We start from the raw sequence: 26,672 nt of genomic DNA, 5'->3' as shown, positions 1-26,672 counted from the left end.
CCCCTGGGTGGGCCTTCCTGGAGCTTCGCCCCTAGACCCCCGATCGGCCTGGACGGCCTCGTCCTCAAGCGCCGGACGGGCTAGGGATAGCCCGTCCGGCGCTTGAGGACGAGCCGCGTCAGCGGCGATAACAGGGTGCCCCAGGGGCGACGGAGTCGGCTGATTCGGGAAGGGGCGGGATCGGGGAAAAGGAAACCCCCTACAGCAACCCCCGAAGCCGCTCAGCCAGCAAGTCCCACCGCCACCGCTCCTCCACCCACTCCCGCCCCCGCTCCCCCATCCGCCGCCGCAACTCCCCATCACCGAGCAGCACGACGATCCGGTCAGCAGCCTCCTCGGGGGAGCCGCCCCGAACCACCCACCCCGTCTCCCCATCGAGCACGGCGTCCGGCGCACCCCCCGAGTCCCCCGCCACCACCGGCAGCCCCGTCGCCGAAGCCTCCAGGTACACGATCCCGAGCCCCTCCACGTCGAGGCCCCCGCGCCGCGTACGGCAGGGCATCGCGAACACGTCCCCCGCCCCGTAGTGCGCGGGCAGCTCCGCCCACGGCACCGCCCCGGTGAAGCGGACCGAGTCCGCCACCCCCGTCTGAGCGGCCAGCTTGCGCAGCTCGTCCTCGTAGGGGCCGCCGCCCACGATCAGCAGCACCGCGTCCGGCACCGCCGCCAGGATCCGCGGCATCGCGAGGATGAGCGTGTCCTGCCCCTTCCTGCGCACCAGCCGCGAGACGCACACGACCACCGGCCGGTCGCTCAGCCCGAGCCGCGCCCGCACCTCGTCGCCGCCCGACCCCGGGTGGAAGGTCTTCTCGTCGACGCCGGGCGGCAGTTGGACCATCCGCGTGGCCGCGGCGTCGGTCAGCGCGGAGGCGATCCGTGAGCGCGTGTACTCGCCGAGATAGGTGATCGTGTCCGTCGACTCGCCGATCCGCCGCAGCAGCCCGCGCGCGGCGGGCAGCTGCGCCCACCCCGCCTCGTGCCCGTGCGTCGTCGCCACCAGCCGCCGCGCGCCCGCCTTGCGCAGCGCGGGCGCCATCAGGCCCAGCGGGGCCGCGGCCCCGAACCACACCGACGTACAGCCGTGTTCACGCAGCAGCGAGACCGCGCGCCGGGTCACGCGCGGCGTGGGCAGCAGCATCGTCGTGCGGTCGCGGACCACCGTGAAGGGCTGCTCGGCGTCGAAGGCGGCGGTGGCCTCGGTGCCCTCGCGGCCGCGCTTCCAGGTGGAGGCGTAGACGACGAGCTGCTCGGGGTCCAGGCGCAGCGCCATGTTGTGCAGGAACGCCTGGATGCCACCGGGCCTGGGCGGGAAGTCGTTCGTGACGATCAGGGTCTTGTGCATCGCCGCCGACAGTACCGGGCCGCCGCGCCCTGCGCCCCGTCCGGCCAGCCTCGTGGCCCCTCCCCCCGCCGCCCGGCATCATGGCTGCCCGAATCACACCGAAACGTCACTTAAGGGGCAGGGCGCGCATGGCGGACGCACAGGGGACAAGAACCGGCCGTACCGCCCTCGCCACGGCGCGCCAACTGCCGCCCTGGGCCCGCTTCCTGACCCTCTGGGCCCTGACCAGGACCGTCCTCCTGCTCTGCGTCCTCCACGTCATCACCGCCCCGGGCCCCGACGTGACCAGCGACGTCTCGGTCATCTACCAGGGCTGGTACGAGGTCCTGCGCACCGGCACCTTCCCGCTCGACGACGTCACCTGGCAGTACCCGCCCGCCGCCGCCCTCGCGGTCCTCTCCCCCGCCCTGCTGCCCGTCCTCGGCTACGCGCAGGCGTTCTTCGTCCTCGCCTTCCTCGCCGACGCCCTCGTGGCCGCGCTGCTCTGGTACGCGGGCCGCCGCCCCGGCAGGTCCCCGCGGGGCGCCTGGGTCTGGGCGGTGGGCGTGGCCCTGCTCGGGCCCATCGTGTACGCCCGCTACGACCTGATGGTGACCGCCGTCGCGGTCGCCGCGCTGCTCGCCGGGGCGCGCCGCCCACGCCTGATGGGGGCGCTCGCCGGGTTCGGGGCGCTGCTCAAGGTGTGGCCGGTGCTGCTCCTGGCCGGCACCCCGCGCGCGGGGGCGACCCGGCGCTCCTGGACCGCGGCCGTGGCCACCGCCCTCGCGCTCACGCTGGCCTTCGCCGTGGCGATGCCGGGCGCCCTCGCCTTCCTGACGTTCCAGCGCGACCGGGGCACCGAGGTCGAGTCGCTCGGGGCGCTCGTCTTCCATGTCGCGCGCCACCTCGGCTGGCGGGGCGGCGTGCAGCTCAACTACGGATCGGTCGAATTCCTCGGCCCGTACGTGCCGTTGGTGAGCGCCCTCGCCCAGGCGCTGACCGTGGCCGCCTTCGGGTGGCTGCTGCTGTGGCGCCTGCGGGCCCGCGCCTGGTCGGCGAGCACGGCCGCGGACGCCGCCTTCACCGCGGTGCTCCTGTTCACGGTGACGAGCCGGGTGATCAGCCCGCAGTACCTGCTGTGGCTGGTCGGGGTCGCGGCCGTGTGCCTGGCCTTCCGCAGCAGCCGGATGCTGCTCCCGGCGCGCCTGGTCCTCGTGGCCACCTTCGTCACGTTCCTGGAGTTCCCGGTCTGGTTCTCGCACGTGGTGGCGAGCGACGCCCTCGGCATCGCGCTGCTCCTCGTCCGCAACGGCCTCCTGGTGGCCGCCTCCCTGGCCGCCTGCCGCGCCCTGTGGCGCCAGACGGTCGCCGAACCCCGGGAGCGGGAGCGGCAGTTGACGGAGGACGGCGAGGTCAGCCGAGCTCGGTCCGCAGATACGTACGCCACCGCGCCGTGAACTCCTCGGGCGTGGTCCCGAGCACGTCCCGCAGCGCCGACTCCACGGCGCCCGCTCTCTTCTTGCGGTCGCCGACCGCTTCGTAGAAGTCCGTCAGCTTCCGCTCGCCCCACCGGTCCGCGATCATCCGGCAGGCCAGCCAGGCGCCCTCGTACGACTGCGCCAGCTTCGCCGCGTCGCCCGCGAACCCGAAGTCCTCGTCCTCGGGCAGCTTCCCCGGCAGCTGCCCCCGCGCCACGGCCCGGCGCAGCTCCGGCGCCGCCTGCGTCGCGCGCCAGCCCGTACCTCGGTAGCCGACCCAGTCCGCGAAGCCCTCGGAGAGCCAGAGCGGGGTCGCGGGCGAGGTGTGCGCGCGGGTCGCGACATGGGTCGTCTCGTGGGTGATCACGACCTGCTCGCCGAAGTCGCCGAGGGCGCCGTACGCCTCGGGGTTGACGATGATCCGGTCGGCGGGGGCCTTGGCCGCGCCGCCCGCCTCGCCCGTGGTGACCGCCGCGATCCCCTGGTACCCGGAGGCCGGGGCGCCGAGCAGCCCCGCCATCCCGTCGAGGGTCTTCGGCACGAGGATGACGACCCGCTGCGGCCACGCGCCCGGCCACGCGTCCCGCACGGCGGGCACCGCCCGGTCCGCGCGGTCCGCGAACTCCTCCAGGCGCTCCCCGCTGCCGGCGCCCAGGACGAGGCTGTGCACGCCCCGTACGACGTCGACGTGCCCCTGGTCCCAGAGTTGCTCCGCCGCCTTCTCGGCGGGGCGCTCAGCGGCCACGGACCACCGCTCCCCGTGCCGCTCCAGGGTCAGGGTGCGCTGCGCCTTGAGCGGGGCGCGGTCATATCCCTTGATCCGGTAGGCCAGTTCGGCGGTCGCGGTGGCGTGCGCGCCGTCGCGGTCGAGCCCGGTCAGGCGGTACGACCACGAAGCGAGCGGGACGTCGCGGAGGTTGGCGAGGGCGGCGGTGGGCCCGCCGGTCGCCGCGTACGCCTCGGCGTCGTGCTTCAGGACCGCCGCCGCGCGCCGGTCGAGGAGCCGGGTCACCTCTCCGGAGGCGGGGTCGGGCCGATCGGGGCCGCCGCAGCCGACAAGAAGAGCAAGGAGGGCGAGGCACAGCGCCGCCGCCCATCCGCCTCTCACCCGCGCACTTCGGTTGCGACCAGCCACGTTTCAGATCGTACGGCCCACGCGCGCGTGCCCCGCCCGCACGCGGGCTCAGACCCGCGTCACCGAGGACACCGGCATCATGCCCACCGGGTCGTAGCGCACCGGCGCCCCCGGGTAGGGCGCGTGCACGACCTGGCCGTTGCCCACGTACATGCCGATGTGGCTCGCGTCGTCCCGGTAGGCCACCAGATCGCCGGGCTCCGCCTCGGACAGGGACACCTGCCGCCCGGCGTACCGCTGCTCCTGCGAGGTGCGCGGAAGCCCGACGCCCGCCTGCGCGTACGACCACTGCGTCAGGCCCGAACAGTCGAAGCCCGAGGGCCCGTTGGCGCCCCACACATAGGGCCGGCCCACCGCCTGCCGGGCCGCGGCGATGGCGGCCGCGGCGCGCGAGGACGAGGGCGCGGCGGCGCCGGACAGGTCCGGCATGCTGCTGCGCCCGGAACTCCCGGAGCGCGAACTGCGGTCGTACTCCGCGCGGGCCCGCGACGGCATCGCGTTGAGCAGCCGTCGCGCCTGCGCCAGCTTGTGCTCGACGGACCGCTTGTGCCGGGCCACGGCCTTGCGGCTCTTCTCCAGCTCGGCCAGCTCCCGGGTGGCCTCCGCCCGCTGCTGCGCCAGGGCGCGCTGGGCCCGCTGCAGCTCGGTGAGTTCACCGAGCTGCCGGGCGCTGATGCGGTCGAGGGCGGCCGCCCGGTCGAGGTAGGCGTCCGGGTCCGAGGAGAGCATCAGGGCCACCGCCGGGTCGATGCCCCCCGAGCGGTACTGGGCGCCCGCGAGCGAACCGAGCGCCCCGCGCATCATGTTGATGCGCTCCTGGCCGCGCGCGACGCTGTCCTTGGTCCGCGCGACCTTGGCCCGCAGCCGGTCGGCCCGCTCGTCGGCCTTGTTGTACGCCTCGGTGGCCCGCTCGGCCTGCTCGAAGAGGCGGTCGACCTTGGCGCTGGTGTCGGTCGGACGGTCCTGCGGTGCTGCCCCCGCCGGGGCCGCGCTGAGAGCGGCGGCCGCGGTGGCTGCCGCGGCCGAGATGACGGTGACGCGCGTGCTCCGGTCCAGGCCGGAGGCTGCGGGACGGCGATGGGACCCCACAGGAAGCCGCTCTCCCTTCCGCTGACGAACCCCCGGCGCACCGGGGGAACGCCCCCCGCTTGTCGGGGGAATGCGCGCGACAGTAGCCGCGCGACTACACAGCGGCCAAAGACCCTGCCGTACGCACACAGCCCTGCGCCCCGTCTCTGACGCAGGTCATCGACGGGGCGCGGGGTCAGCGAGGGATGCCGGAATTCGCCCGTTCGGACGGTGTCGCCGGGGAGTTGACGCCCGGCGAGGGGTACGGCGTCAGATGCGCACGCCGAACTGGAAGGTGCCGAGGTAGCTCATCGACTCGTAGCGCACCGAGGCGCCGGGGTGCGGGGCGTGCAGCACCTGGCCGTTGCCCGCGTAGAAGCCCACGTGCGCGAGGTTGTTGAAGAACACCAGGTCGCCGGGCTTGAGCTCGCCGCGGCCGATCTTGGTGCCGTCGTTCTGCTGCGTGTACGTGGTCCGGGTTATCTGCACGCCGGCCTGGTTGTACGCCCACTGCGTGAGGCCGGAGCAGTCGTACGAGTTGGGGCCGCTGCCGCCGGAGACGTAGGGCTTGCCTATCTGGGTGGCCGCGGCGGCCAGGGCGGCCTGGCCGCGCTGCGAGGCCGGGACCTCCTTGCCGAGGTCCACGCGGTCGCCGGCGTCGCGGCTCGCGCGCTGCTCCTTGGCGGCGAGGGCCTGCTTCTCCTTGGCCGTCAGGGTGTTGAGCAGCTTCTGGGCGGCGCCCAGCTTCTTCTGGACCTCCGCCTTCTTGTTGCCCAGCTCCTTGCGGGTGTCCGCGAGGTCCTTCAGCTTGTCCGCGGCCTCCTTGCGCTCCTGCGCGAGGGTCCGCTGCTTCTCCTGGATCTTCTTGAGCGCCTCGACCTGCTGGCTGCTCAACTGGTCCAGGGTGGACGCCTTGTCGAGGTAGTCGTCCGGATCGGAGGAGAGGAAGAGCTGGACCGAGGGGTCGACACCGCCGGAGCGGTACTGGGCGCTGGCCAGCGAACCGAGGCCGCCGCGCAGCTCGTTGAGGTCCTCCTGGCCGCGGGCGACCTTGTCCTGGAGGCGGTCGACCTGCTTCTCGAGCTTGTCCTGCTTCTCCTTGGCGCCGTTGTACTTGTCGGTCGCCTTCTCGGCCTCTTCGTAGAGCTTGTCGACCTTGGACTTGACCTCGTCCTTGCTCGGCTTCGGGGCGGCCTGGGCGGCCTGCGAAGTGAGGGCCACGGCAGCGGCGGCGGTCGCGGTGAGCACGGTCACGCGTGCGCGGCTCGGCTGCTTGGGTCGACGGTGGGACGCCACGAAGGCGGCTCCTTCTTCCTCCGGCCGCCTGCCGGGGGACGCGGCTGGCGGGACCGCCGCCGTCACCCTGGGTGGGTGATCAACCGAGCGGAGGTTCGAGGCGAGACCCTAGTGACCTTCCTGTGATCAGATCAAATCCCGACGGAGAAAAAACCGTTCAGCAAGGGTTTTCTTTACTGAGAATCGACGGGCAGTAGCGGTCACTTGACGCTACGTCGCGCAAGCCCAGCACCCAATTCGGGCATAGGGAACAGGAGTTGCACACCGTCACTCAGCCGCGCGAAAGGCGCTTCAGGAGCACCGCCGAAGCGACCGGCCGCGCCCCCGCCTTGGCGATCCCGTCCGCCACCTCACGGTCGGTGGAGACGACCACCACGGGCCGCCCCGGCGGCTCGGCGCGCACCAGCTGACGGATCAGCTCGTCGGCCGTCACCCCGGGCTTGGAGAACAGCACCCGCACCCCCCGCGGCGGCGCGAGCAGCACCGGCGCGGCCAGCTCGGCGCCGTCGAAGACACAGGTGACCTCGGCACCGGTCTGCGCGGCCAGCTGCGAGAGCGAGCCGAGCAGGCGCAGCCGCTGCTTCTCCAGCGGCATCGTGGGATAGCCGGTCTTGGTGACGTTGTAGCCGTCGACGACCATGTGCGCCTGCGGCAGCGCGAGCAACTGGTCCAGGATCGCCGGGTCGTTCTCGGACAGGGCTCGGGCCGCGATGTCCTTCGGCGTCATCCGGCCGGGCTCGACGGCGTCCACGGTCTCGGCGGGCCGCAGGGAGACGGGCGGCAGGGCGAGTTCGCGGCGCAGCCCCTGCGCCGCGTCGAGCACCGTGTCGAGCAGCAGCCGCACCCGCATGTCCTCGACACTGCGCCCCTCGCGCGCGGCCCTGCGGCTGGCCTCCAGGGCCGCCTCGGTCTCGCTGAGCCGGGCCTTGAGCCGCCGCGTCTCGCTCTCGGCGGCCGACACCTGGGCCTGGCCCTCGGCCCGTACCGCCTCGGCCTCGGCGGCCGCCTTGCGCAGCGCGGCCTCACCGCGCTTGACGTCACTGAGCGCACCGCGCAGCTTGCGGTGCATCGATTCGGCTTCGCGGCGGGCCGACTCCAGCTCCGTGCGCAGCCGTTCGGTCTCGGCCTTCGACTGGCCACGGGCCGCGGCGAGCTCCTCGCGCAGCCGGTCCAGCTCGGCCCTGGTCTCCTCGTCGGCGCGCTCGGCGTCCGCCCGCTGAGCCTCCTCGCCGGCCGCCGTCACCAGCTTCACCCAGCCCGTGGGGCGCAGCACATAGGCCGCGGCCGCCACGTCGAGGGGGTCCGCGGCCGGGGGCGGGGCACCGGCGTCCAGGGCGCCGGCCAGCTCGGCCTGCGCCTCTCTGAGACGTTCGCCGATGCGCTGTCTGAAGAGCGGGTCGCTCTCCAGGGCGGCCGCCATCGCGTTGCCCGCGAACTTGGTGCGCCGGGTCGGCGTGAACCGCGCGTACTGGCGCAGCTGCGCGGGCAGTTCGGTGAGGGTGAGCCCCCCGAAGCCGTCCGAGACGATCTGGATGACCCGGCGCCGTACGCCATCGGGCAGCGGGCGGTCGAGCACCTCAGCGGCGCCGTCGTCCGGCTCCCCGCCTGCGGTCTCCACCATCCGTCACCCCACTAGCTGTGCGGGTGCCCGCTCCCTCAGGAGCCGGCACCCGGCCTGTCCACGAGTTCCACCTGATCCACCGCGTTGCACCAGCGGCAGCGGACCGACTCGATGGTCTCACTGACCACCTCGCGTTCCTCGACCTTCGGCTCACCGGCCAGGTCGAGATGCACATACTCGACGACCTTCGACGCGCGGGTCACGTCGAAACGCGTGAGATTGCCGCAGAGGGTGCAGCGCCACCGGGTGTCGGCGGTCGGCAGGGGAACGCTCATCGTGGCTGTCCGCTTTCCTTCTGTCGTCTCTGACGGCTCTGACGGCTGTGTCGTCGGGTGTGTCGTCGGGCTCCATGACTCGTACTTCTCATGGTGCTCAATGCCCGTAACCCTATGCCCTGTAAGGGGCTCCGGGTGCGGCGAGGCGGTCTGTGCTGATTGCTCCGGTTACGCCATGCTCTGTTCATGATCAATACGTGGGGCGCAAAGGCGGGCCGGATCGTGCGCGGCCGGTCGGCCCCGGTCACGTACGCCCTGATCGCCGCCTGCTGCCTGGTCTTCGTGCTCTCCCCCGCCTCCGGACTCAACCCCGTGTACGGGACGGGCGACCGGCTCCTGGTCGCCCAGCAGGACTACTTCGCCCGCTGGGGCGTGGTGCCCGCACAGCTGTTCAGCGGCGTACCGCGCGCCGCGCTCACCCCGGGCACCGCGCTCTTCGTGCACGCCAGCTGGCTGCATCTGCTCGGCAACATGCTCTTCCTGTACGTCTTCGGGGTCATGGTCGAGGAACGCATGGGCCACCTCCAGTTCGCCCTCTTCTACCTGGTCTGCGGCTATCTCGCCCTGCTCGCCTACGCGGCGGCGCACGCCGGTTCGAACCAGACCCTGGTGGGCGCGTCCGGCGCGATCTCCGCGGTGCTGGGCGCCTTTCTCCGACTCTTCCCGAAGGCCCGCGTCACCAGTCTCTTCCCGTTCCTCTTCTTCCTGCCGCTGCGGTTTCCCGCGTGGGTCGTGCTGCCGTTCTGGGTGGCGATCCAGTGGCTGGCGGCGGGGCAGGGGGGACGCGGGCACGGGGTGGCGTATCTGGCGCACCTGGTGGGCTTCTCCCTGGGGTTCGCCTACGCCTGGGGGCTGTGTCTGCACACAAGAAGGTGCGCGCGAAGTGCTCCGTGCAAGGGTGGCGGTGGGAGACGGGCGGGCTAGGGTGAAGGGTCCAGCCATGGCCAGCGAGGGAGACACTCAGCCGTGATCACCGCGATCGTGCTCATCAAGACCAGCGTCGACCAGATCCCGGAGATCGCCGAGTCGATCGCCGCCCTGGACAGCGTCAGCGAGGTCTTCTCCGTGACGGGCACCTACGACCTGATCGCGATGGTGCGCGTGGCCCGCCACGACGACCTCGCGGACGTCATCCCCGGCAAGATCAGCAAGATCAAGGGCGTGGAGGGGACGGACACGCACGTCGCGTTCCGCACCTACTCCCAGCACGACCTGGAGGCGGCCTTCGCCATCGGGCTCGACAGCTGAGCCCTCCGCGAGAACACCGCCTCCACCGTCCCGGCTTTCCTCACACGGCCGGGACGCAACGCCCTTCCACCGTGCGGTAGTTCCACTTCGCGCCGTCCCGGACCAGCTCCTTGACGGCGCCCACGAAGCGCTCCACGTGCTCGTCCGGGGTGCCCGCGCCGAAGCTCACCCGGATCGCGTTGAGCGACTTCTCACCGGGCGCGGCCTCCGGGGCCCCGCACTCGCCGGGCTCGTCCGGCTCGCTGCCCAGCAGGGTGCGCACGAGCGGGTGGGCGCAGAAGAGACCGTCCCGGACCCCGATCCCGTACTCGGCGGAGAGCGCCGCCGCGAAGTGCGAGCTGTTCCAGCCCTCGACGACGAACGAGATGACGCCCACGCGCGGGGCGTCGTCCCCGAACAGCGAGAGCACCTTCACCTCGGGCACCTCGGCGAGCCCGGCCCGCACCGTCGCGATCAGGTGCTCCTCGCGGGCGACCAGCGTCTCGAAGCCGGCCTCGGTGAGGGCCTTGCAGGCGGAGGCGATCGAGTAGACGCCGATGACGTTCGGCGAACCGGCCTCGTGCCGCGCGGCGGTGTCGTGCCACTCGACGTCGACGCCCCCGTCCGCGCGTCGCGCCACCGTCCGCGAGGCCCCGCCGCCCGCGAGATACGGCTCGGCTCCCTGCAGCCAGTCGGCCCGCCCGGCGAGCACACCGGAGCCGAACGGCGCGTACAGCTTGTGCCCGGAGAACGCGATCCAGTCGACGTCCAACTCGCTGACGGAGACCGGGTGGTGGGGCGCCAGCTGCGCCGCGTCGAGCACGATCCGGGCGCCGTGGGCGTGGGCGGCGGCGGCCAGCTCCCGCACCGGCCACAGCTCCCCGGTCACATTGGACGCACCCGTCACACACACCAGGGCCGGCCCGTAGGGGTCGCGGTCGGCGAGGGCGCGCTCCAGGGTCTCGACGGCCTGCTGCGGGGTGCGCGGCGCGTTCAGGTAGGTGACGCGGGCGTCGCGCCACGGGAGGAGCGAGGCGTGGTGCTCGGTCTCGAAGACGAAGACCTGGCAGTCGGCGGGCAGCACGGCCGCGAGCAGGTTGAGCGAGTCGGTGGTCGAGCGCGTGAAGACGACCTGGTCGCCCTCGCGGCAGCCGAGGAACTCCGCGACCGTCCTGCGGCTGTTCTCGAAGAGGTCGGTGGAGAGCTGCGAGAGGTACCCGGCGCCACGGTGCACGCTGCCGTAGTACGGGGCGTACGCCGCCACGTCGTCCCACACCCGCTGCAGGGCCGGGGCACTCGCCGCGTAGTCGAGCGCCGCGTAGGTGACCTCGCCGCCGGTGACCAGCGGAACGGTGACGTCCCGGCCGAGGACCGGCAGCGGGGCACAGACGGACGAGTCGGCGGCAACGGCGGAAACAGACATGGCGAACTCCCGTGAGAGACAGGCGAATTCACTGTGGCGATGGTGCGGGAGAACGCACCGCGGCAGCACAGTGATGAAAGAAAAGGAAAGTGCGGAAGAGGGGCTTCGAAGCCCTATCGCATTCGCTTGCTCACGAGACTGCTCCCTTGAGGACCAGGACCCCAGGGTTCGCAGGGGTCCGCGCTTGCCGCGGACCTTGCTGTCCACGGCCTGGTCTTCACCCGGGGCACCCCGCCACGGACGGAGGGTTGCCGGACAGCGGGCCGGGGCCGTAGTCGCTGTCACTCATGACCTGTCCTGCATCTTGCCACACGATCAAGAACGCGCAAGGCGCAGTCCAGGATCCGGACTGCGCCCTGCGTCACACTCGATGCCGTGTCAGCGGTTGCTCGCCGCCACCCAGCGCTCCAGCGCCTTCCGCGCGGCGCCCGAGTCGATGGACTCGGCGGCCTTGTCGATGCCCGCGCGGATCCGCTCCACGAGGCTCCCCTCCCCCGCCTCCAGGGCCACCAGGGCCGCCGCCGAGTTCAGCAGCACCGCGTCCCGCACCGGCCCGGTCTCCCCGTCGAGGAGGTGCAGCGCGACCTTCGCGTTGTACGCGGCGTCGGCGCCTCGCAGCGCCTCGATGGGCACCACGCCGATCCCGACGTCGCGCGGATCGAAGGTCTCCTCGCGGACGGCGCCGTCGCGCACCACCCACACCCGGGACGTGCCCGTGAGCGTGAGCTCGTCCAGGCCGTCGTCGCCGCGGAACACCAGCGCGGAGGAGCCCCGCTCGGCGAGCACCCCGGCGATGATCGGCGCCACCCGGGCGTCGGCGACCCCGGTGGCCTGCGCCTTCACCTTGGCCGGGTTGGTGAGCGGGCCGAGGAAGTTGAAGGTCGTCCGGATCCCCAACTCCCGCCGCGCGGGCGCCACATGACGCAGCGCCGGGTGGAACTTCACCGCGAAGCAGAAGGTGATCCCGGCCTCCTGCGCCACCTCGGCCACCCGCTGCGGGGTGAGGTCGAGATTGACGCCCAGCTTCTCCAGTACGTCACTGGCGCCGCTGGCCGATGAGGCCGCCCTGTTGCCGTGCTTGACGACCTTCACGCCGGCGCCCGCGACGACGATCGCGGACATCGTGGAGATGTTGACGGTCTTGGCGCCGTCGCCGCCGGTGCCGACGATGTCGACGCTGGGGCCCGGCACGTCGATCACATGGGCGTGGTCGTACATGGCCCGCACCAGACCGGTGATCTCCTCGACGGTCTCGCCCTTGGCCCGCAGCGCGACGGCGAACCCGGCGATCTGCGCGTCCGTCGCCTCACCCCGCATGATGCGGTCCATCGCCCAGGCCGTGTCGTCGGCGCTCTGGTCGCGCCCGTCAAGGAGGCCGTTCAGCACGTCGGGCCAGGAACGGGCCGCCGCGGTGTCGCCTCCTGCGGGGGTCACATCGCTCATAACAGCTCCTGGATTCATCAACGTACAGAGGAAGGGAAGCGGGAACACACGTACCGCCACAGCCTATCCAGCCCAGCAGACAGCGGAGAGCCCTGTCCACATAGCTGGACAGGGCTCTCGCTGTGGCGACCTCGCGGTCAGAGCGTCAGAACATCAGTGGTGGCCGTGGCCGCTCGTGATCTCCTTGTACTCCTCGGCGGTGGGCTTGGGGATCTGGTTGTCCTCCCCGTAGTAGCCCTTGGAGAGCTTCGCCCGGAGCTTCTGCGAACCGGACACCTTGCGCTCGACACCGTTCTCGTCGACCGTCGGGCCGATCTCGGCGGGCTGGTACTGCTCGTGCGCGGTGAGCGTGTGCAGATGCTCCTGGCTGAGCGGCTCGTGGACCTCGATGAACTCACCGTGCGGCAGGCGCTTGATGATGCCGGACTCGCGCCCGTGCAACACCTTGTCCTTGTCGCGGCGCTGGAGGCCGAGGCAGATCCGCTTGGTGGCGATGAACGCGAGCACCGGTCCGACGAAGAAGAAGATCCGGACGAACCAGGTGATCGAGTTGATCGACAGGTGGAAGTGCGTGGCCCACAGGTCGTTGCCACCACCGACCATCATGATGAAGTACGCGGTCAGCCAGGCGACACCGAAGGCCGTACGGGTCGGGGCGTTGCGCGGGCGGTCCAGGATGTGGTGCTCGCGCTTGTCCCCGGTGACCCAGGACTCGATGAACGGGTAGACCGCGAGGGCCACCAGGACCAGCGGGAAGATCGCCAGCGGGATCATCACGCCCAGGACGAGCGTGTGGCCCCAGGCGTTGATCTCCCAGCCGGGCATCACACGGATCAGACCCTCGGCGAAGCCCATGTACCAGTCGGGCTGGGCGCCGGTGGACACCTGGTCCGGACGGTACGGGCCGATGGCCCAGATCGGGTTGATCGAGGCGATCGCCGCGATGACCGCGATGACACCGAAGACCAGGAAGAAGAAGCCTCCGGCCTTGGCCATGTAGACCGGCAGCAGCGGCATGCCGACGACGTTCTTCTCGGACTTGCCGGGACCCGCGAACTGCGTGTGCTTGTGGTAGAAGACCAGGATCAGGTGCGCCACCATCAGGCCGAGCATGATGCCCGGCAGCAGCAGGATGTGGACCGAGTAGAACCGGGCCACGAAGTCGCCGCCGGGGAACTCGCCGCCGAACAGGAACATCGACAGGTAGGTGCCGATGACCGGCACCGACAGGATCGCGCCCTGCATGAAGCGGACACCGGTGCCGGAGAGCAGGTCGTCCGGGAGCGAGTAACCGGTGAAGCCGGTGAACATGCCGAGGACGAACAGCAGGAAGCCGAACAGCCAGTTGACCTCACGCGGCTTGCGGAAGGCACCCGTGAAGAAGACGCGCATCATGTGCACGAACATGCCGGCGAGGAAGATCAGCGCCGCCCAGTGGTGGATCTGCCGGATCAGCAGACCACCGCGCACATCGAAGGAGATGTGCATGGTCGAGTTGAACGCCTCGGACATCAGCTGACCCTGCAGCGGGACGTAGCTGCCGTGGTACTCCACCTCGTTCATCGACGGGTGGAAGAACAGCGTCAGATACACACCCGTGAGGATGATGATGATGAAGCTGTACATGCAGATCTCGCCGAGCATGAAGGACCAGTGGTCCGGAAAGATCTTGCGCATGTTGGCCTTGGCCAGGGAGTAGATCCCCAGGCGGCCGTCGGCCCAGTCGGCGACCCGCTCACCGGCGGGTGCCTTCTTGCGGCTGTCGGCCGTGCCGGCCGACGTCGTCTCGGTGCTCATCCGCGCTCCCAGAAGGCAGGACCGACGGGCTCTTCGAAGTCGCCGAGCGCCTCGAGGTAGCCCTCGTCGTTCACGCCGATGCGCAGCTGCGGCAGGGCGTGACCGGCCGGGCCGAAGATGACCTTGGCGCCGTCGGAAAGGTCGAAGGTGGACTGGTGACACGGGCAGAGGACGTGGTGCGTCTGCTGCTCGTACAGGGAGATCGGGCAGCCCACGTGGGTGCAGATCTTGGAGAAGGCGACAACGCCTTCGTGCGACCAGTCCAGCTCGCGCTTGTCCTTGATGTTCCCCGGCTGGATCCGGATGATCATCAAGGCGGCCTTGGCGATCTGGGTCTGGAAGTCGTGGTCCTTCTCCTCCAGGCCCTCGGGCTTGGCGAAGGTCAGCGAACCGACCTGGACGTCCTCGGGCCGCAGCGGCTCGTTCGTGTTCATGTTCACGAGCAGCTTGCCCTTGGACCACAGCGTGTGCCGCAGCTTGTCCTCGGGCAGCGGGCCCAGGTCACGCAGCAGGACGACGCCGGAGAGCGGGACCAGCGTGAGCGCGCCGAACATCGTGTTGCGGATCAGCTTGCGCCGTCCGAACTGCGACTCCTTGGCGCCCTGCTTGAAGTCCGCCAGGACCTTGGCCTTGACGTCGGGCTCGGCCGCGATGGCGTGGCGCTCATCGGCGATCTCCTCGTCGGACATCAGGGTGCGGGCCCAGTGGACCGCCCCCGCGCCGATGCAGAAGAGCGCGATACCGAGGGTCAGGCCCAGGGCGAAGTTGAGGCCGCTGATGTGACCGATGGGCCAGACGTAGATGCTCTTGTCCGGCTTGATGGCCACGTACGAGGCGATGAAGCCGACCGTGGCCAGCATCGACAGCGTGAACAGGAAGGCCACGACGCGCTCGGACCGCTTGGCGGCCCGCTCGTCGATGTCCTGCACACGGTGCTCGTGGGGCGGCAGCCCGGGGTCGGCGAAGGGGTTGTCCTTCGCCTTCTCTACGGCACCGTGGCCGTTGTCCTGCGCGCTGGGCAGGTTCTCTTCTGGAATTTCTTCGGTAGTCATGACTTCTTGGCCTTTGCGGTCCGGGCGGCGACCCACACGGCGACCGCGATCAGGGCGCCGAGACCGAAGATCCAGCCGAAGAGACCTTCACTGACCGGTCCCAGACCGCCCAGCTTCAGACCGCCAGGGCTCTCGGTCTTGTCGCTGTTGACCGCGTCGAGGTACGCGATGATGTCCTTCTTTTCCTTCTCCGGCATCGTCGTGTCGGGGAAGGACGGCATGTTCTGCGGGCCGGTCTGCATGGCCTCGTAGACGTGCTTCGGGTCGACATCTTCCAACGACGGCGCGAACTTGCCGTGCGTCAACGCGCCACCCTCACCGGTGAAGTTGTGGCACTGCGCGCAGTTGGTACGGAAGAGCTCGCCACCCTTGGCGATGTCCGCACCGTCCGGGCTGTACTGGTTCTTCGTGGGGATGGAGGGACCCGCGCCCAGCGACGAGATGTACGCAGCGAGCTGGTCGATCTGGGCCTGGTTGTAGATGACCTTCTTCTTCGGCGCCTGGGCGCCCTGCTGCTGCAGCGGCATGCGGCCGGTGCCGACCTGGAAGTCGACCGCGGCGGCGCCTACGCCGACCAGGCTCGGACCGTCAGAGGTGCCCTGACCGCCGGTTCCGTGGCAGCTGGAGCAGCCCACGGCGTAGAGCTTCTTGCCCTCGGCGATGGCGAGGGACTGGGCGGTGTCATCGGCCTGCGCCTTGTCCGCCGGCGCGAACGCGGCGTACAGCCCCCCGGTGGCCGCCAGCGCGAGGAGTAGGACGACGACCGCCGCCAGCGGATGGCGTCGTCGTGCGGAGAGCTTTTTCACGGATTACCCCGGTGTCAGGATCTTCTGCGTCGATGCTTCTGGAATGTGTCGGTGGGCCACTGCGACGTGCCGCTCACCTCTTGGACGTTCGCGGCTCGCCGGATGTGACACGCCGATTACTTGATCATGTAGATCGTGGCGAAGAGGCCGATCCACACGACATCGACGAAGTGCCAGTAGTAGGACACGACGATGGCTGCGGTCGCCTGCTCGTGGGTGAACCTCCGGGCCGCATAGGTGCGGCCGAGGACCAGCAGGAAGGCGATGAGTCCGCCTGTCACGTGCAGTCCGTGGAAGCCGGTGGTCAGGTAGAACACCGAGCCGTACGGGTCCGACGAGAGCGAGAGACCCTCGTGCTTGACCAGCTCGGTGTACTCGAAGACCTGACCGCCGATGAAGATCGCACCCATGATGAAGGTGACGATGAACCACATCCGGAGCTTCTTCACGTCCCCGCGCTCGGCAGCGAAGACGCCGAGCTGGCAGGTGAGGGAGGAGAGCACCAGGATCGTGGTGTTGGTCGCTGAGAACGGGAAGTTCAGGCTCGAGGCCATTTCCTTCCAGTGATCAGGACCCGTCACCGATCGCAGGGTGAAGTACATCGCGAAGAGGGCCGCGAAGAACATCAGCTCGGAACTCAGCCAGATGATGGTTCCGACGCTGGTGAGGTTCGGTCGATTGACCGGCGGGTGCGCGTGCCCGGTATCTACTGTCGTTGCTGTCGCCACGACCGACATTATGTCGGTCGCTTATCCCGCCCTCACCCCGGGGGGTGCCGTTCGGAGTGTCTACGGGGTGTGTCCTGCCCGTATGGCCCATCAGGGGCCTGTCCGAACCGGTGTTGACGGGGTGTCGGGAGGAGTAGCATCCGCGCATCGGTTCCCGATCTCACAGACGGCTAGGCCCGACGCAACGACGTATCGGAGGAACAATGCAGCCGACCGCCACGGTGCTGGTCTACAGCGACAACGCGAGCACCCGCGAACAGGTCAGGTTGGCCACCGGACGCAGGCCCGCGACGGATGTCCCCGAGGTCGAGTTCGTCGAGTGCGCGACCCTGCCCGCGGTCCTCAAGGAGCTCGGGCACGGCGGCATCGACGTCTGCGTCCTGGACGGCGAGGCGGTCCCGGCGGGCGGCATGGGGGTGTGCCGGCAGATCAAGGACGAGATCTTCCAGTGCCCGCCCGTGCTGCTGCTCATGGGCCGTCCGCAGGACGCCTGGCTCGCCACCTGGAGCCGTGCGGAGGCGGCGGTGACCCTCCCGGTCGAGCCGGTCGAGTTCGCCGGCGCGCTGGCCGCCCTGCTCCGCACCCGGCTGGCCGTCGAAGCCTGACGGACCGCCACCGGCGTACGCGGGGAGGCTCCCGTACACGTGGAAGGGCCCGCGCTCACTGCGCGGGCCCTTCTGCACGCCGTCGTACGCCTCGTGGGCGCGCTCTCAGACCTCCGGCCGCAGCCGGGCCGCGTCGACCGCCGTCGGGCCTTCCTCGGTGCCCGCCAGGAGCGCGCTGCCGCTGCGCCACTTCTTCCAGCCGAGGTTCCAGTCGCCGTAGCCGTTGCCGAACGGATCCATGTCCTCGCCATAGCTGTTGACGACCTTGACGATGTCGCCCTGGCGGACCGTGTCGTAGAACCAGGCGGCGTTGTCGGTGCTCATGCCGGTGCAGCCGTGGCTGGTGTTCTCGTAGCCCTGCGACCCCACCGACCAGGGCGCCGCGTGGACGTACTCACCCGAATCGGTGACCCGCGTCGCGTAGTACACCTGCTTGTCGTAGAAGTCCGAGGCGCCGATGCTGGCGCTGGTCATGCGGACCACGTACTCCTTGCCCAGAACCACCTTGACGCCGTTGCGGGTCGAATAGCCCGGCTTGCCCGTGGTGACCGGCATGGAGTTGATCTCCTCGCCGTTGCGGTACACCGTCATGTAGTGCGAACCGGCGTCCGTGATCGCCTCGATGCGGTCGCCCGTCGTCATCTTCAGGGGCTTGGCGTCGCCGCCCCACAGCTTGTCGTTGACCTTGATGCCCTCGAGGTTGCTGTGCGCGTTGATGGTCGCATTGGCGGGCCAGTACTCCTTGGGGCGGTAGTGCAGCGTCTCGCTGTCCACCCAGTACCAGGCGCCCTCCGTCGCGGGCATCGACTCGACCTTGAGGGCGCGCTCCACGACGGCGCGGGCCTCCTTGCCCTTCACCGGGGCGCTGAGCTTGGCCGTGACGGGCTGTCCGACGCCGTACTTGCCGTCCTCAGGGCCGAAGGTGACGTCCAGTCGCTTCTTCTTGGGCGCGCTGTTCGTGTCGAACGCCATGACCTTGCGGCCGGGCGCGCCCTCCTCGTCCTCGGTGCTGACCCGCAGCGAGTAGTGGGCGCCTGCGGCGAGGGGGGCGGTGCTGTGCCAGCGGGCCCCGTCGGCGGAGAGTTCGCCCGCCACATAGCGGCCCAGGGCGTCCGTGGCGGTGACGTCGGTGATGCGCCCGCCCTCTCCCTGAGCGGTGACCTCAAGAGGCTTGTCCGGGTCCGCCTTCTGGCTGCCCACCGGGCCGTTGAAGGCGATCTGGCCCGCCGCGTCATACGGCTTCGCGGAGAGCGGGTGGCCGCCGGAGCTGCCGCAGGCCGTGGTCCCCACCCCGAGGGCGGCCACCAGCAGGGTGCAGCTCAGTACCGTGCGGATTCGAGGTGAGTGGCTCATGAACACACGGTATGAAGATTCATCAGTTCCAGCGCGGCGGGTGACCCGTACGAGGGGCGGCGGCCGGACGCCGGGGCACGCGAAGGGGCCCGGACGCTCCTGACGGAGTGTCCGGGCCCCTCGGTGCGACGGGAGAGCAGTCCCTACTGGTTCTGGTTCTCGCCGCGGTAGTACTCGAAGACCCAGCCCCACAGGCCGATCATGATGATCGGGGCCGAGAAGTACAGCAGCCACCAGCCGAAGACGACGCCCATGAAGGCGAGCGCGCCACCGATGGCCAGGGAGAGCGGCTGCCAGCTGTGCGGGCTGAAGAAGCCCACCTCGCCGGCCTCGTCCGCGACGTCGGCTTCCGTGTTGTCCTGCGCGGAGGCGTCGACCCGCCGGGCCGTGAAGGCCAGGTAGTAGCCGATCATGATGCACAGGCCGAAGGCCAGGAAGAGCGCCGTCGTACCGGCCGGCTCCTTCGACCACACGCCATAGACGATCGCCATGGCGAGGACGAAGACGCTCAGCCAGATGAACATCTTGCCCTGGATCTTCACTTGCCGGCCTCCTTGCCGCCCGCGAGCGCCTTCTCACCGTGACCGCTGTTCTGCAGCTGGTCGAGCGCCGCGATCTCCGGGTGGTGCAGGTCGAACGCCGGGGATTCGCTACGAATACGCGGCAGCGTGAGGAAGTTGTGCCGCGGCGGCGGGCAGGACGTCGCCCACTCCAGCGAACGGCCGTAGCCCCACGGGTCGTCGACCTCGATCTTCTTGCCGTACTTGGCGGTCTTCCAGATGTTGTAGAAGAACGGCAGGATCGACAGACCGAGCAGGAACGAGCAGATCGTCGAGATCGTGTTCAGCGCGGTGAAGCCGTCGGCGGCGAGGTAGTCCGCGTAACGACGCGGCATGCCCTCGGCACCCAGCCAGTGCTGCACCAGGAACGTGCCGTGGAAGCCCACGAACAGCGTCCAGAACGTGATCTTGCCGAGGCGCTCGTCGAGCATCTTGCCCGTGAACTTCGGCCACCAGAAGTGGAATCCGGAGAACATCGCGAACACCACGGTGCCGAAGACGACGTAGTGGAAGTGCGCGACCACGAAGTACGAGTCCGAGACGTGGAAGTCCATCGGCGGCGACGCCAGGATGACGCCGGTCAGACCACCGAAGGTGAAGGTGATCAGGAAGCCGACCGCCCACAGCATCGGGGTCTCGAAACTCAGTGACCCCTTCCACATCGTGCCGATCCAGTTGAAGAACTTCACGCCTGTTGGCACGGCGATGAGGAACGTCATGAAGGAGAAGAACGGAAGTAGCACGCCGCCGGTGACGTACATGTGGTGCGCCCACACCGTCACGGACAGACCCGCGATCGCGATCGTCGCGCCGATCAGGCCCATGTAACCGAACATCGGCTTGCGCGAGAAGACCGGGATGACTTCGGAAATGATTCCGAAGAATGGTAGGGCGATGATGTACACCTCTGGATGGCCGAAGAACCAGAAGAGGTGTTGCCATAGCAAGGCGCCGCCGTTGGACGCGTCGAAGACATGGGCACCGAATTTGCGGTCCGCCTCCAGGGCGAACAGCGCGGCGGCCAGGACCGGGAAGGCCAGCAGGACCAGCACGGCGGTCAGCAGCACGTTCCACACGAAGATCGGCATGCGGAACATCGTCATGCCCGGAGCGCGCATGCAGATGATGGTGGTGATGAAGTTGACCGACCCGAGGATCGTGCCGAAGCCCGAGAAGGCCAGACCCATGATCCACATGTCGGCGCCGATGCCCGGCGAGCGGACCGCGTCCGACAGCGGGCTGTAGGCGAACCAGCCGAAGTCGGCCGCACCGTTGGGCGTCAGGAACCCGCCGACCGCGATGAGCGAGCCGAAGAGGTACAGCCAGTACGCGAACATGTTCAGCCGCGGGAACGCCACGTCGGGCGCACCGATCTGCAGCGGCATGATCCAGTTCGCGAAGCCCGCGAACAGCGGCGTCGCGAACATCAGCAGCATGATCGTGCCGTGCATCGTGAACGCCTGGTTGAACTGCTCGTTCGACATGATCTGCGTGCCGGGACGGGCGAGTTCGGCGCGCATGAAGAGCGCCATGACGCCGCCGATGCAGAAGAACGCGAACGACGTGACCAGATAGAGCGTGCCGATCGTCTTGTGGTCAGTGGTGGTCAGCCACTTGATGACGACATTCCCCGGCTGCTTGCGCCGTACCGGCAGCTCGTCCTCGTACGAGTCGTCTGCTGCCGCGGCACCCTGAGGTTCGTTGAGGATGCTCACGTTGTCTTCGTCTCCCGGTTCTTCTCGTGGCCCGTCTGCTCGATGCCGGCCGGGATGTAACCGGTCTGGTTCTTCTTGGCGAGGTCCTCGAGGTGCTTCTTGTAGCGCTCGGGGGAAACGACCTTCACGTTGAAGAGCATCCGGGAGTGATCGACGCCGCAGAGCTCGGCGCACTTGCCCATGAAGGTGCCCTCCTTGTTCGGAGTCACCTCGAAGGCGTTGGTGTGGCCCGGAATGACGTCCTGCTTCATGAGGAACGGCACCACCCAGAAGGAGTGGATGACGTCACGCGAAGTCAGTACGAAGCGGACCTTCTCGCCCTTGGGGAGCCAGAGGGTCGGACCGGGGTTGCCGTTCTGCGGGTTGCGCTCACCGGGCGTACCGACCTCGTACACACCGTTGGCGTTGGCCGGGAAGTCCTTCCGGAACTTGTCCGGGATGGCCTCCAGGTCCTTGGACGTCTTGGCGTTGTCCTTGCCGCCGCCCGGCACGTTCTCGACGTAGTTGAAGCCCCAGCTCCACTGGTAGCCGACCACGTTGATGGTGTGGGCGGGCTTGGCGTCGAGTTCGAGGAGCTTCGACTCGTCACGAGCCGTGAAGTAGAAGAGGACCGAGACGATGATGAGCGGGACCACCGTGTACAGCGCCTCGATGGGCATGTTGTAACGGGTCTGCGGAGGGACTTCCACCTTGGTGCGGCTGCGCCGGTGGAAGATGACGCTCCACAGGATCAGGCCCCAGACCAGCACGCCCGTGGCGAGCGCTGCCGCCCACGAGCCCTGCCAGAGGGAGAGGATCCTGGGAGCCTCTTCCGTCACCGGTGTGGGCATACCCAGGCGGGGGAAATCCTTATATGTGCAACCGGTGGCGGTCACCAGGATCAGGCCCGCAGTCAGCACCTGCGGCAGCTTCCGCCGCATCGGGCGCCGCGACGAGCGGTCGGAGCCGTTGGGACTCACGTAGCGCCTTCCCGAGAGTCTCGCCCGCGCGGTCGGCTGCGGCCTTACTCGCTGGTCGGTCGCCGCCCTGCTGCGGGCAGGGGTTTGGATGTTTATGCGGACCAAACCCTACTGGACGCTATTTGGGGTCGCGCGGGGAGGGTGCCTAACGCGCCGCGGGTCACTCCGAAGGGTGGGATGCCCTCCCGTTTGGGGCTTTCTGACGGGGGGTCGGGGCGCCCACCGGGGTGGGGGGATTTGTCTCTGGGCGGGTGCCGGTCCCGTTGTGGCTGATCGCGCAGTTCCCCGCGCCCCTTCAGGGCGCCCCTTCAGGGCGATCCCCCTGGGAGACGTTCTAGCGTTACGGCGTGTCCTACTTCGATGTCGCCTCCTCCGCGCCCCTGCACCCCGTTGCCCGGCAGGCTCTCGTCGCCGCGCTCGACGAGGGGTGGGCCGATCCGGCGCGGCTCTACAAGGAGGGGCGGCGGGCGCGGCTGCTGCTCGACGCCTCGCGGGAGGCGGCCGCCGAGGCCGTGGGGTGCCGGCCGGACGAGCTGGTGTTCACGTCGTCGGGGACGCGGGCCGTGCACTCCGGGATCGCGGGGGCGCTCGCGGGGCGTCGGCGTGTCGGGCGGCATCTGGTGGTGTCCGCCGTCGAGCACTCCTCGGTGCTCCATTCGGCCGCGGCCCACGAGGGCGCGGGCGGGACGGTCAGCGAGGTGGGGGTGGACCGGGCGGGGGCGGTGAGCCCCGAGGGGTTCGCCGCCGCGCTGCGCGAGGACACGGCGCTCGCCTGTCTGCAGTCGGCCAACCATGAGGTGGGCACGGAGCAGCCGGTGGCCGCGGTCGCGGAGGCGTGCCGGGCGGCCGGGGTGCCGCTGCTCGTGGACGCGGCGCAGTCGCTGCCGTGGGGGGCGGTGGACGGTGACTGGTCGCTGCTGGCCGCGAGTTCACACAAATGGGGTGGTCCCGCGGGGGTCGGGCTTCTCGTCGTACGAAAAGGAGTGCGGTTCGCGGCGCGGGCGCCGGTCGACGAGCGGGAGTCGGGGCGGGCCAGCGGGTTCGAGAACATTCCGGCGATCGTGGCGGCGGCGGCCGCGCTGCGGGCGGTGCGGGCCGAGGCCGCCGGGGAGGCCGGGCGGCTGCGGGAGTTGACGGACCGGATCCGGGCGCGGGTGCCGGAGCTCGTGCCCGATGTGGAGGTGGTGGGCGACCCGGTGCGGCGGCTGCCGCATCTGCTGACGTTCTCGTGTCTCTATGTCGACGGGGAGACCGTGCTGCACGAGCTGGACCGGGCCGGGTTCTCGGTCTCGTCCGGGTCGTCGTGCACGAGCTCGACGCTGACGCCCAGCCATGTGCTGAAGGCGATGGGCGTGGTGAGCGAGGGGAATGTGCGGGTGTCGCTGCCGCTCGGGGCCGAGGAGGCCGAGGTCGAGCGGTTCCTGGACGTGCTGCCGGGGGTCGTGCGCGGTGTACGGGAGAAGCTGGGGGTGCCGGTCGCGGGCGAGGACGGAGGCGAGGGCGGGGAGGCCGAGTCCGTCACCGTGGACGCGCTCGGGATGAGCTGTCCGATGCCGGTCATCGAACTGGCCAAGGCCATCGGGCGGGTGCGGGTGGGCGGCACCGTCACCGTGCTCGCGGACGACGAGGTGGCGGCGGTGGACATTCCGGCGTGGTGCTGGACGCAGCAGCAGGAGTACGTGGGGCACTCCACGAGCGAAGCGGCGGACCAAGGAGTTGCCTACGTGGTCCGCCGCACGAGCTGAGGCGTCAGGCCAGGTGCGCCTGGACCTCGGTGGCCGCCTCATGGCCGTACGCCTTGGTGAAGCGCTCCATGAAGTGGCCGCGGCGCAGCTGGTACTCCTGGGTGCCGAGGGTCTCGATGACCAGCGTCGCGAGCATGCAGCCGACCTGGGCGGCGCGCTGCAGGGAGACGCCCCAGGACAGGCCCGAGAGGAAGCCCGCGCGGAACGCGTCGCCGACGCCGGTCGGGTCGACCTTGGCCTCCTCCTCCGGGGTGCCGACCTCGATGGGGTCATCGCCGACGCGCTCGATGCGGACGCCGCGGGCGCCGAGGGTGGTGACGCGGTGGCCGACCTTGCCGAGGATCTCGGCGTCGGTCCAGCCGGTCTTGGACTCGATGAGGCCCTTCTCGTACTCGTTCGAGAAGAGGTAGGTGGCGCCGTCGAGCAGGAGGCGGATCTCCTCGCCGTCCATGCGCGCGATCTGCTGCGAGAAGTCGGCGGCGAAGGGGATGGAGCGGGAGCGGCACTCCTCGGTGTGCCGCATCATGCCCTCCGGGTCGTCCGCGCCGATCAGCACCAGGTCGAGGCCGCCCACGCGGTCGGCGACGGTCTTCAGCTCGATCAGCCGGGCCTCGCTCATGGCGCCCGTGTAGAAGGAGCCGATCTGGTTGTGGTCGGCGTCCGTGGTGCAGACGAAGCGGGCCGTGTGGAGCGTCTCGGAGATGCGCACCGAGGCCGTGTCCACACCGTGCCGGTCCAGCCAGGCGCGGTACTCGTCGAAGTCGGAGCCGGCCGCCCCCACCAGGACCGGGCCGGTGCCGAGCTGTCCCATACCGAAGGCGATGTTGGCGCCGACCCCTCCCCTGCGGACGTCGAGGTTGTCGACGAGGAAGGAGAGGGAGACCGTGTGCAACTGGTCCGCGACGAGCTGGTCGGCGAAGCGGCCGGGGAAGGTCATCAGGTGGTCGGTGGCGATGGAGCCGGTGACTGCGATACGCACGGCGAGGGTCTCCTGCGAGGAGGGGGTGGGTGACGCTTCACGTTACCGGTCGGGAGCCTCCTGGCTGAACTGGCAAAACTACCCGAAAGTAGGTCTTTTTCGTGGAGCTCTCGCGTGCCTACGGTGGCTCCATGCCGAAGCACACCGTTCTTCCGGAGTCCGCCGCCTCTCCGTGGTCCCCCGGGGACCTCAGCCTGAAGGAACTCCAGGGGGACTGCGCCCGGATGGCGCCGCACTGGGCCGTGCCCGCCGCGGCCACGGCCGCCCCGGTGCCGCCGTCGCTGATCCACGGCGTCACCGTCCCGACCGCTTCCGCGCGACTGATCGACGGAATGTCCGAATACGGGGACTGAGAACGCGCCGTTCTCCGACTCCCGGAGGCGCCCCGCGCGTTGAGGGGAACCGTGCGCTCCCCCGCTGCGTCCCATCGCTGTCCCCCGTAAAGGGGAAGTGATGTACGACGGGTGCCCATCCGTGGGGCCCGAGGGACAGCAGCACGTTCGAAGGAGCGATGCGGTGAGCACCGAGCGACCCGTTCAGGACACGGCCGAGCCGCCCCGGCGGCGATCCCGTCTGGCCATCGCGTCGGTCGCGGCGACGGTGCTGCTGGTCGGTGGTGGCGGCGCCTACTTCGCCGCGACCGCGTCCGGCGGCGACGGCGGCCACGACCGCGGCGCACCCGCCGGAGGCGGCGGCACTCCCCCGCCGCTCGCCCTCGACGGCTATACGGAGGGCCGGTCCAGCAGCAGCCCCGGCGGCACCGACGGCATCGCCCCCGGCGAGCCCGACCCGAACGGCGCCCGCTACAAGGCGGCCGGCGACCTGCCCGACGGACCGGACTCGGCCGCCGTGTACCGCGCCCAGGGCGAGGTCGGCAAGGACCAAGTGACCGATCTGGCCGAGGCACTTGGCGTGACCGGGGCCGTGACGTCGCAGAACGGCGCCTGGAGGATCGGCCCCGGCAAGGACGGCTCGGGCCCCTCCCTCCAGGTGAACAAGCAGGCGCCGGGCACCTGGACCTTCTCCCGGTACGCCCCCGGTGGCAGCGACAACTGCCCCAAGGGCAAGGCATGTTCGGGCGGCTCGGTCGCTCCGGGTGAGCCCGCGCCGGGCGGCGCGATCGGCGAGGGGGCCGCGAAGAAGGCGGCCGCCCCCGTCCTGAAGGCGCTCGGCCAGGACGACGCGAAGCTGGACGCGCGCCAACTCATGGGCTCCGTGCGGGTGGTGAACGCCGACCCGAAGATCGGCGGCCTGCCCACCTACGGCTGGTCGACCGGCATCCAGGTCGGCTCGGACGGCCAAGTGGTGGGCGGCAGCGGACAGTTGAAGGCTCCCGAGAAGGGCGCCACCTATCCGGTGATCGGCGCGGACAAGACCCTGGACCTGCTCAACAAGTCCGGTACCGGGTCGGGGCGCGTCGGGATCGGCGGCTGTGCGACGGCGGTGCCGCGCTCGGACGCCGACGCCCCGCAGATGCAGGACGACACCAAGAAGCAGGCTCCGTGCGAGCCCTCGTCCGCGCCGCCGAAGCCGGAGCCGGTCGCGGTGACCGGGGCGGTCTTCGGGCTCGCGGTGCACTTCGTGGAGGGGCGCCAGACCCTCGTACCGTCATGGCTGTTCCAGGTGAAGCCGCAGGGCGGGCAGGACAGCTTCACGGTCACGCACCCGGCGGTCGACCCCAAGTACCTGACGGCGCCCGAGGCTCCCGAGCCGGAGCCGAGCGGGACGCAGGCCCCCGGGGACTCCGGGAACACCTCGCCCGCGAGCGCGCGCATCGAGTCGTACAGCGCGGACGGGAAGTCGCTGACCGTGCACTTCTGGGGCGGGGTGTGCAGCACCTACTCGGCGAAGGCGGACGAGTCCGGTGACACCGTGAAGGTGATCGTGACCGGGACCCAGCAGAAGGGCAAGGTCTGCATCATGGTCGCCAAGGAGCTGACCGAGACCGTGCATCTGAAGCAGCCGCTCGGGGACCGGAAGGTCGAGGACGGCAGCGGCCGGACGGTGCGGCAGAAGTAGTCCGCGCGTCGCGGACGCAGGTCGCGTCCATGCACGAAGGGCGGCGGCCCCCTGGAATCCAGGGGGC

24 protein-coding genes and 1 riboswitch are annotated in these 26,672 nt (G+C 70.1%); of the genes, 7 read left to right on the top strand and 17 right to left on the bottom strand.

What is annotated here, in order from left to right; genetic code table 11:
* Positions 1 to 199: 199 nt before the first annotated feature.
* Positions 200 to 1,342 (bottom strand): glycosyltransferase family 4 protein, encoded by a 1,143-nt coding sequence (locus tag ACFWYM_RS26040; RefSeq protein ID WP_384841901.1) that lies wholly within the window; start codon positions 1,340 to 1,342, stop codon positions 200 to 202.
* A 128-nt stretch (positions 1,343 to 1,470) separates the two neighbouring features.
* Here ACFWYM_RS26040 and ACFWYM_RS26035 point away from each other — a divergent pair, with 128 nt between their 5' ends.
* Positions 1,471 to 2,778, top strand: coding sequence for a glycosyltransferase 87 family protein (locus ACFWYM_RS26035; RefSeq protein ID WP_384841898.1), 1,308 nt, complete (start codon positions 1,471 to 1,473; stop codon positions 2,776 to 2,778).
* Here ACFWYM_RS26035 and ACFWYM_RS26030 read toward each other — a convergent pair.
* The 5 genes from ACFWYM_RS26030 to ACFWYM_RS26010 all read right to left on the bottom strand — a co-directional run bounded on the left by ACFWYM_RS26030 (position 2,735) and on the right by ACFWYM_RS26010 (position 8,194).
* Positions 2,735 to 3,934: a hypothetical protein gene (locus ACFWYM_RS26030; RefSeq protein ID WP_384841895.1), complete on the bottom strand. Its 1,200-nt coding sequence runs from the start codon at positions 3,932 to 3,934 to the stop codon at positions 2,735 to 2,737. The genes ACFWYM_RS26035 and ACFWYM_RS26030 overlap by 44 nt on opposite strands.
* Positions 3,935 to 3,982: 48 nt before the next feature.
* Positions 3,983 to 5,023, bottom strand: coding sequence for an NlpC/P60 family protein (locus tag ACFWYM_RS26025; protein ID WP_384841892.1), 1,041 nt, complete (start codon positions 5,021 to 5,023; stop codon positions 3,983 to 3,985).
* Between the two features lie 249 nt (positions 5,024 to 5,272).
* Positions 5,273 to 6,298 carry an NlpC/P60 family protein gene (locus ACFWYM_RS26020; protein ID WP_384841889.1) on the bottom strand — a complete coding sequence of 342 codons (1,026 nt, stop codon included), beginning with the start codon at positions 6,296 to 6,298 and terminating at the stop codon, positions 5,273 to 5,275.
* 271 nt (positions 6,299 to 6,569) lie between these two features.
* Positions 6,570 to 7,919 (bottom strand): NYN domain-containing protein, encoded by a 1,350-nt coding sequence (locus ACFWYM_RS26015; protein ID WP_384841886.1) that lies wholly within the window; start codon positions 7,917 to 7,919, stop codon positions 6,570 to 6,572.
* A 35-nt stretch (positions 7,920 to 7,954) separates the two neighbouring features.
* On the bottom strand, positions 7,955 to 8,194 hold the full coding sequence (locus ACFWYM_RS26010; RefSeq protein WP_384841882.1) for a hypothetical protein: 240 nt from the start codon (positions 8,192 to 8,194) through the stop codon (positions 7,955 to 7,957).
* A 186-nt stretch (positions 8,195 to 8,380) separates the two neighbouring features.
* Between ACFWYM_RS26010 and ACFWYM_RS26005 the strand changes: the two genes are divergently transcribed.
* On the top strand, positions 8,381 to 9,118 hold the full coding sequence (locus ACFWYM_RS26005; protein ID WP_384841879.1) for a rhomboid family intramembrane serine protease: 738 nt from the start codon (positions 8,381 to 8,383) through the stop codon (positions 9,116 to 9,118).
* Between the two features lie 42 nt (positions 9,119 to 9,160).
* On the top strand, positions 9,161 to 9,442 hold the full coding sequence (locus tag ACFWYM_RS26000; RefSeq protein WP_384841876.1) for an Lrp/AsnC family transcriptional regulator: 282 nt from the start codon (positions 9,161 to 9,163) through the stop codon (positions 9,440 to 9,442).
* 40 nt (positions 9,443 to 9,482) lie between these two features.
* Here the strand turns inward: ACFWYM_RS26000 and ACFWYM_RS25995 are convergent, their stop codons facing one another.
* From ACFWYM_RS25995 to ACFWYM_RS25970, 6 genes are all read right to left on the bottom strand, one after another.
* Positions 9,483 to 10,844, bottom strand: coding sequence for an aminotransferase class V-fold PLP-dependent enzyme (locus tag ACFWYM_RS25995; protein ID WP_384841873.1), 1,362 nt, complete (start codon positions 10,842 to 10,844; stop codon positions 9,483 to 9,485).
* Between the two features lie 175 nt (positions 10,845 to 11,019).
* A riboswitch (SAM riboswitch) is annotated at positions 11,020 to 11,137 on the bottom strand.
* A gap of 85 nt (positions 11,138 to 11,222) precedes the next feature.
* On the bottom strand, positions 11,223 to 12,287 hold the full coding sequence (trpD, locus tag ACFWYM_RS25990; protein WP_384841870.1) for an anthranilate phosphoribosyltransferase: 1,065 nt from the start codon (positions 12,285 to 12,287) through the stop codon (positions 11,223 to 11,225).
* A gap of 153 nt (positions 12,288 to 12,440) precedes the next feature.
* Positions 12,441 to 14,084: a cytochrome bc complex cytochrome b subunit gene (locus tag ACFWYM_RS25985; RefSeq protein WP_384841867.1), complete on the bottom strand. Its 1,644-nt coding sequence runs from the start codon at positions 14,082 to 14,084 to the stop codon at positions 12,441 to 12,443.
* Entirely contained in the window at positions 14,081 to 15,136 is a 1,056-nt protein-coding gene (locus ACFWYM_RS25980) for a Rieske 2Fe-2S domain-containing protein (RefSeq protein ID WP_384841864.1), read from the bottom strand. The genes ACFWYM_RS25985 and ACFWYM_RS25980 overlap by 4 nt, the downstream gene beginning before the upstream one ends.
* Positions 15,133 to 15,942, bottom strand: coding sequence for a c-type cytochrome (locus tag ACFWYM_RS25975; RefSeq protein WP_384841860.1), 810 nt, complete (start codon positions 15,940 to 15,942; stop codon positions 15,133 to 15,135). Before ACFWYM_RS25975 ends, ACFWYM_RS25980 begins: the two co-directional genes overlap by 4 nt.
* A 116-nt stretch (positions 15,943 to 16,058) precedes the next feature.
* On the bottom strand, positions 16,059 to 16,679 hold the full coding sequence (locus tag ACFWYM_RS25970) for a heme-copper oxidase subunit III (protein ID WP_030360900.1): 621 nt from the start codon (positions 16,677 to 16,679) through the stop codon (positions 16,059 to 16,061).
* Between the two features lie 194 nt (positions 16,680 to 16,873).
* Here ACFWYM_RS25970 and ACFWYM_RS25965 point away from each other — a divergent pair, with 194 nt between their 5' ends.
* On the top strand, positions 16,874 to 17,275 hold the full coding sequence (locus ACFWYM_RS25965) for a hypothetical protein (protein WP_384841857.1): 402 nt from the start codon (positions 16,874 to 16,876) through the stop codon (positions 17,273 to 17,275).
* A gap of 105 nt (positions 17,276 to 17,380) precedes the next feature.
* On the opposite strand, the gene ACFWYM_RS25960 is transcribed toward ACFWYM_RS25965, so the two are convergent.
* From ACFWYM_RS25960 to coxB, 4 genes are all read right to left on the bottom strand, one after another.
* Complete coding sequence (locus ACFWYM_RS25960; RefSeq protein WP_384841854.1) at positions 17,381 to 18,628, bottom strand: Ig-like domain-containing protein; 1,248 nt, start codon at positions 18,626 to 18,628, stop codon at positions 17,381 to 17,383.
* A 143-nt stretch (positions 18,629 to 18,771) separates the two neighbouring features.
* On the bottom strand, positions 18,772 to 19,170 hold the full coding sequence (locus tag ACFWYM_RS25955; protein WP_384841851.1) for a cytochrome c oxidase subunit 4: 399 nt from the start codon (positions 19,168 to 19,170) through the stop codon (positions 18,772 to 18,774).
* Positions 19,167 to 20,903 carry a cytochrome c oxidase subunit I gene (ctaD, locus tag ACFWYM_RS25950; RefSeq protein WP_384841848.1) on the bottom strand — a complete coding sequence of 579 codons (1,737 nt, stop codon included), beginning with the start codon at positions 20,901 to 20,903 and terminating at the stop codon, positions 19,167 to 19,169. The genes ACFWYM_RS25955 and ctaD overlap by 4 nt, the downstream gene beginning before the upstream one ends.
* The gene (gene coxB, locus ACFWYM_RS25945) at positions 20,900 to 21,862 is read right to left on the bottom strand and encodes a cytochrome c oxidase subunit II (protein WP_384841845.1); all 963 of its coding nucleotides are present in this window, start codon (positions 21,860 to 21,862) and stop codon (positions 20,900 to 20,902) included. Before coxB ends, ctaD begins: the two co-directional genes overlap by 4 nt.
* Positions 21,863 to 22,209: 347 nt before the next feature.
* On the opposite strand from coxB, the gene ACFWYM_RS25940 reads away from it, so the two are divergent.
* Positions 22,210 to 23,607 (top strand): cysteine desulfurase/sulfurtransferase TusA family protein, encoded by a 1,398-nt coding sequence (locus ACFWYM_RS25940; protein WP_384841842.1) that lies wholly within the window; start codon positions 22,210 to 22,212, stop codon positions 23,605 to 23,607.
* Between the two features lie 4 nt (positions 23,608 to 23,611).
* Here ACFWYM_RS25940 and ACFWYM_RS25935 read toward each other — a convergent pair whose 3' ends face one another.
* On the bottom strand, positions 23,612 to 24,586 hold the full coding sequence (locus tag ACFWYM_RS25935; protein WP_384841839.1) for a carbohydrate kinase family protein: 975 nt from the start codon (positions 24,584 to 24,586) through the stop codon (positions 23,612 to 23,614).
* 131 nt (positions 24,587 to 24,717) lie between these two features.
* Here ACFWYM_RS25935 and ACFWYM_RS25930 point away from each other — a divergent pair, with 131 nt between their 5' ends.
* Both ACFWYM_RS25930 and ACFWYM_RS25925 read left to right on the top strand, forming a co-directional pair.
* Positions 24,718 to 24,939, top strand: coding sequence for a hypothetical protein (locus tag ACFWYM_RS25930; protein WP_384841836.1), 222 nt, complete (start codon positions 24,718 to 24,720; stop codon positions 24,937 to 24,939).
* Positions 24,940 to 25,102: 163 nt separating this feature from the next.
* Positions 25,103 to 26,605 (top strand): hypothetical protein, encoded by a 1,503-nt coding sequence (locus ACFWYM_RS25925; RefSeq protein WP_384841833.1) that lies wholly within the window; start codon positions 25,103 to 25,105, stop codon positions 26,603 to 26,605.
* Positions 26,606 to 26,672 lie beyond the last annotated feature (67 nt).

Source organism: Streptomyces sp. NPDC059009 (genome assembly GCF_042740175.1).
Lineage (GTDB): Bacteria > Actinomycetota > Actinomycetes > Streptomycetales > Streptomycetaceae > Streptomyces.
This window is presented reverse-complemented; position numbering and strand designations above follow the sequence as displayed.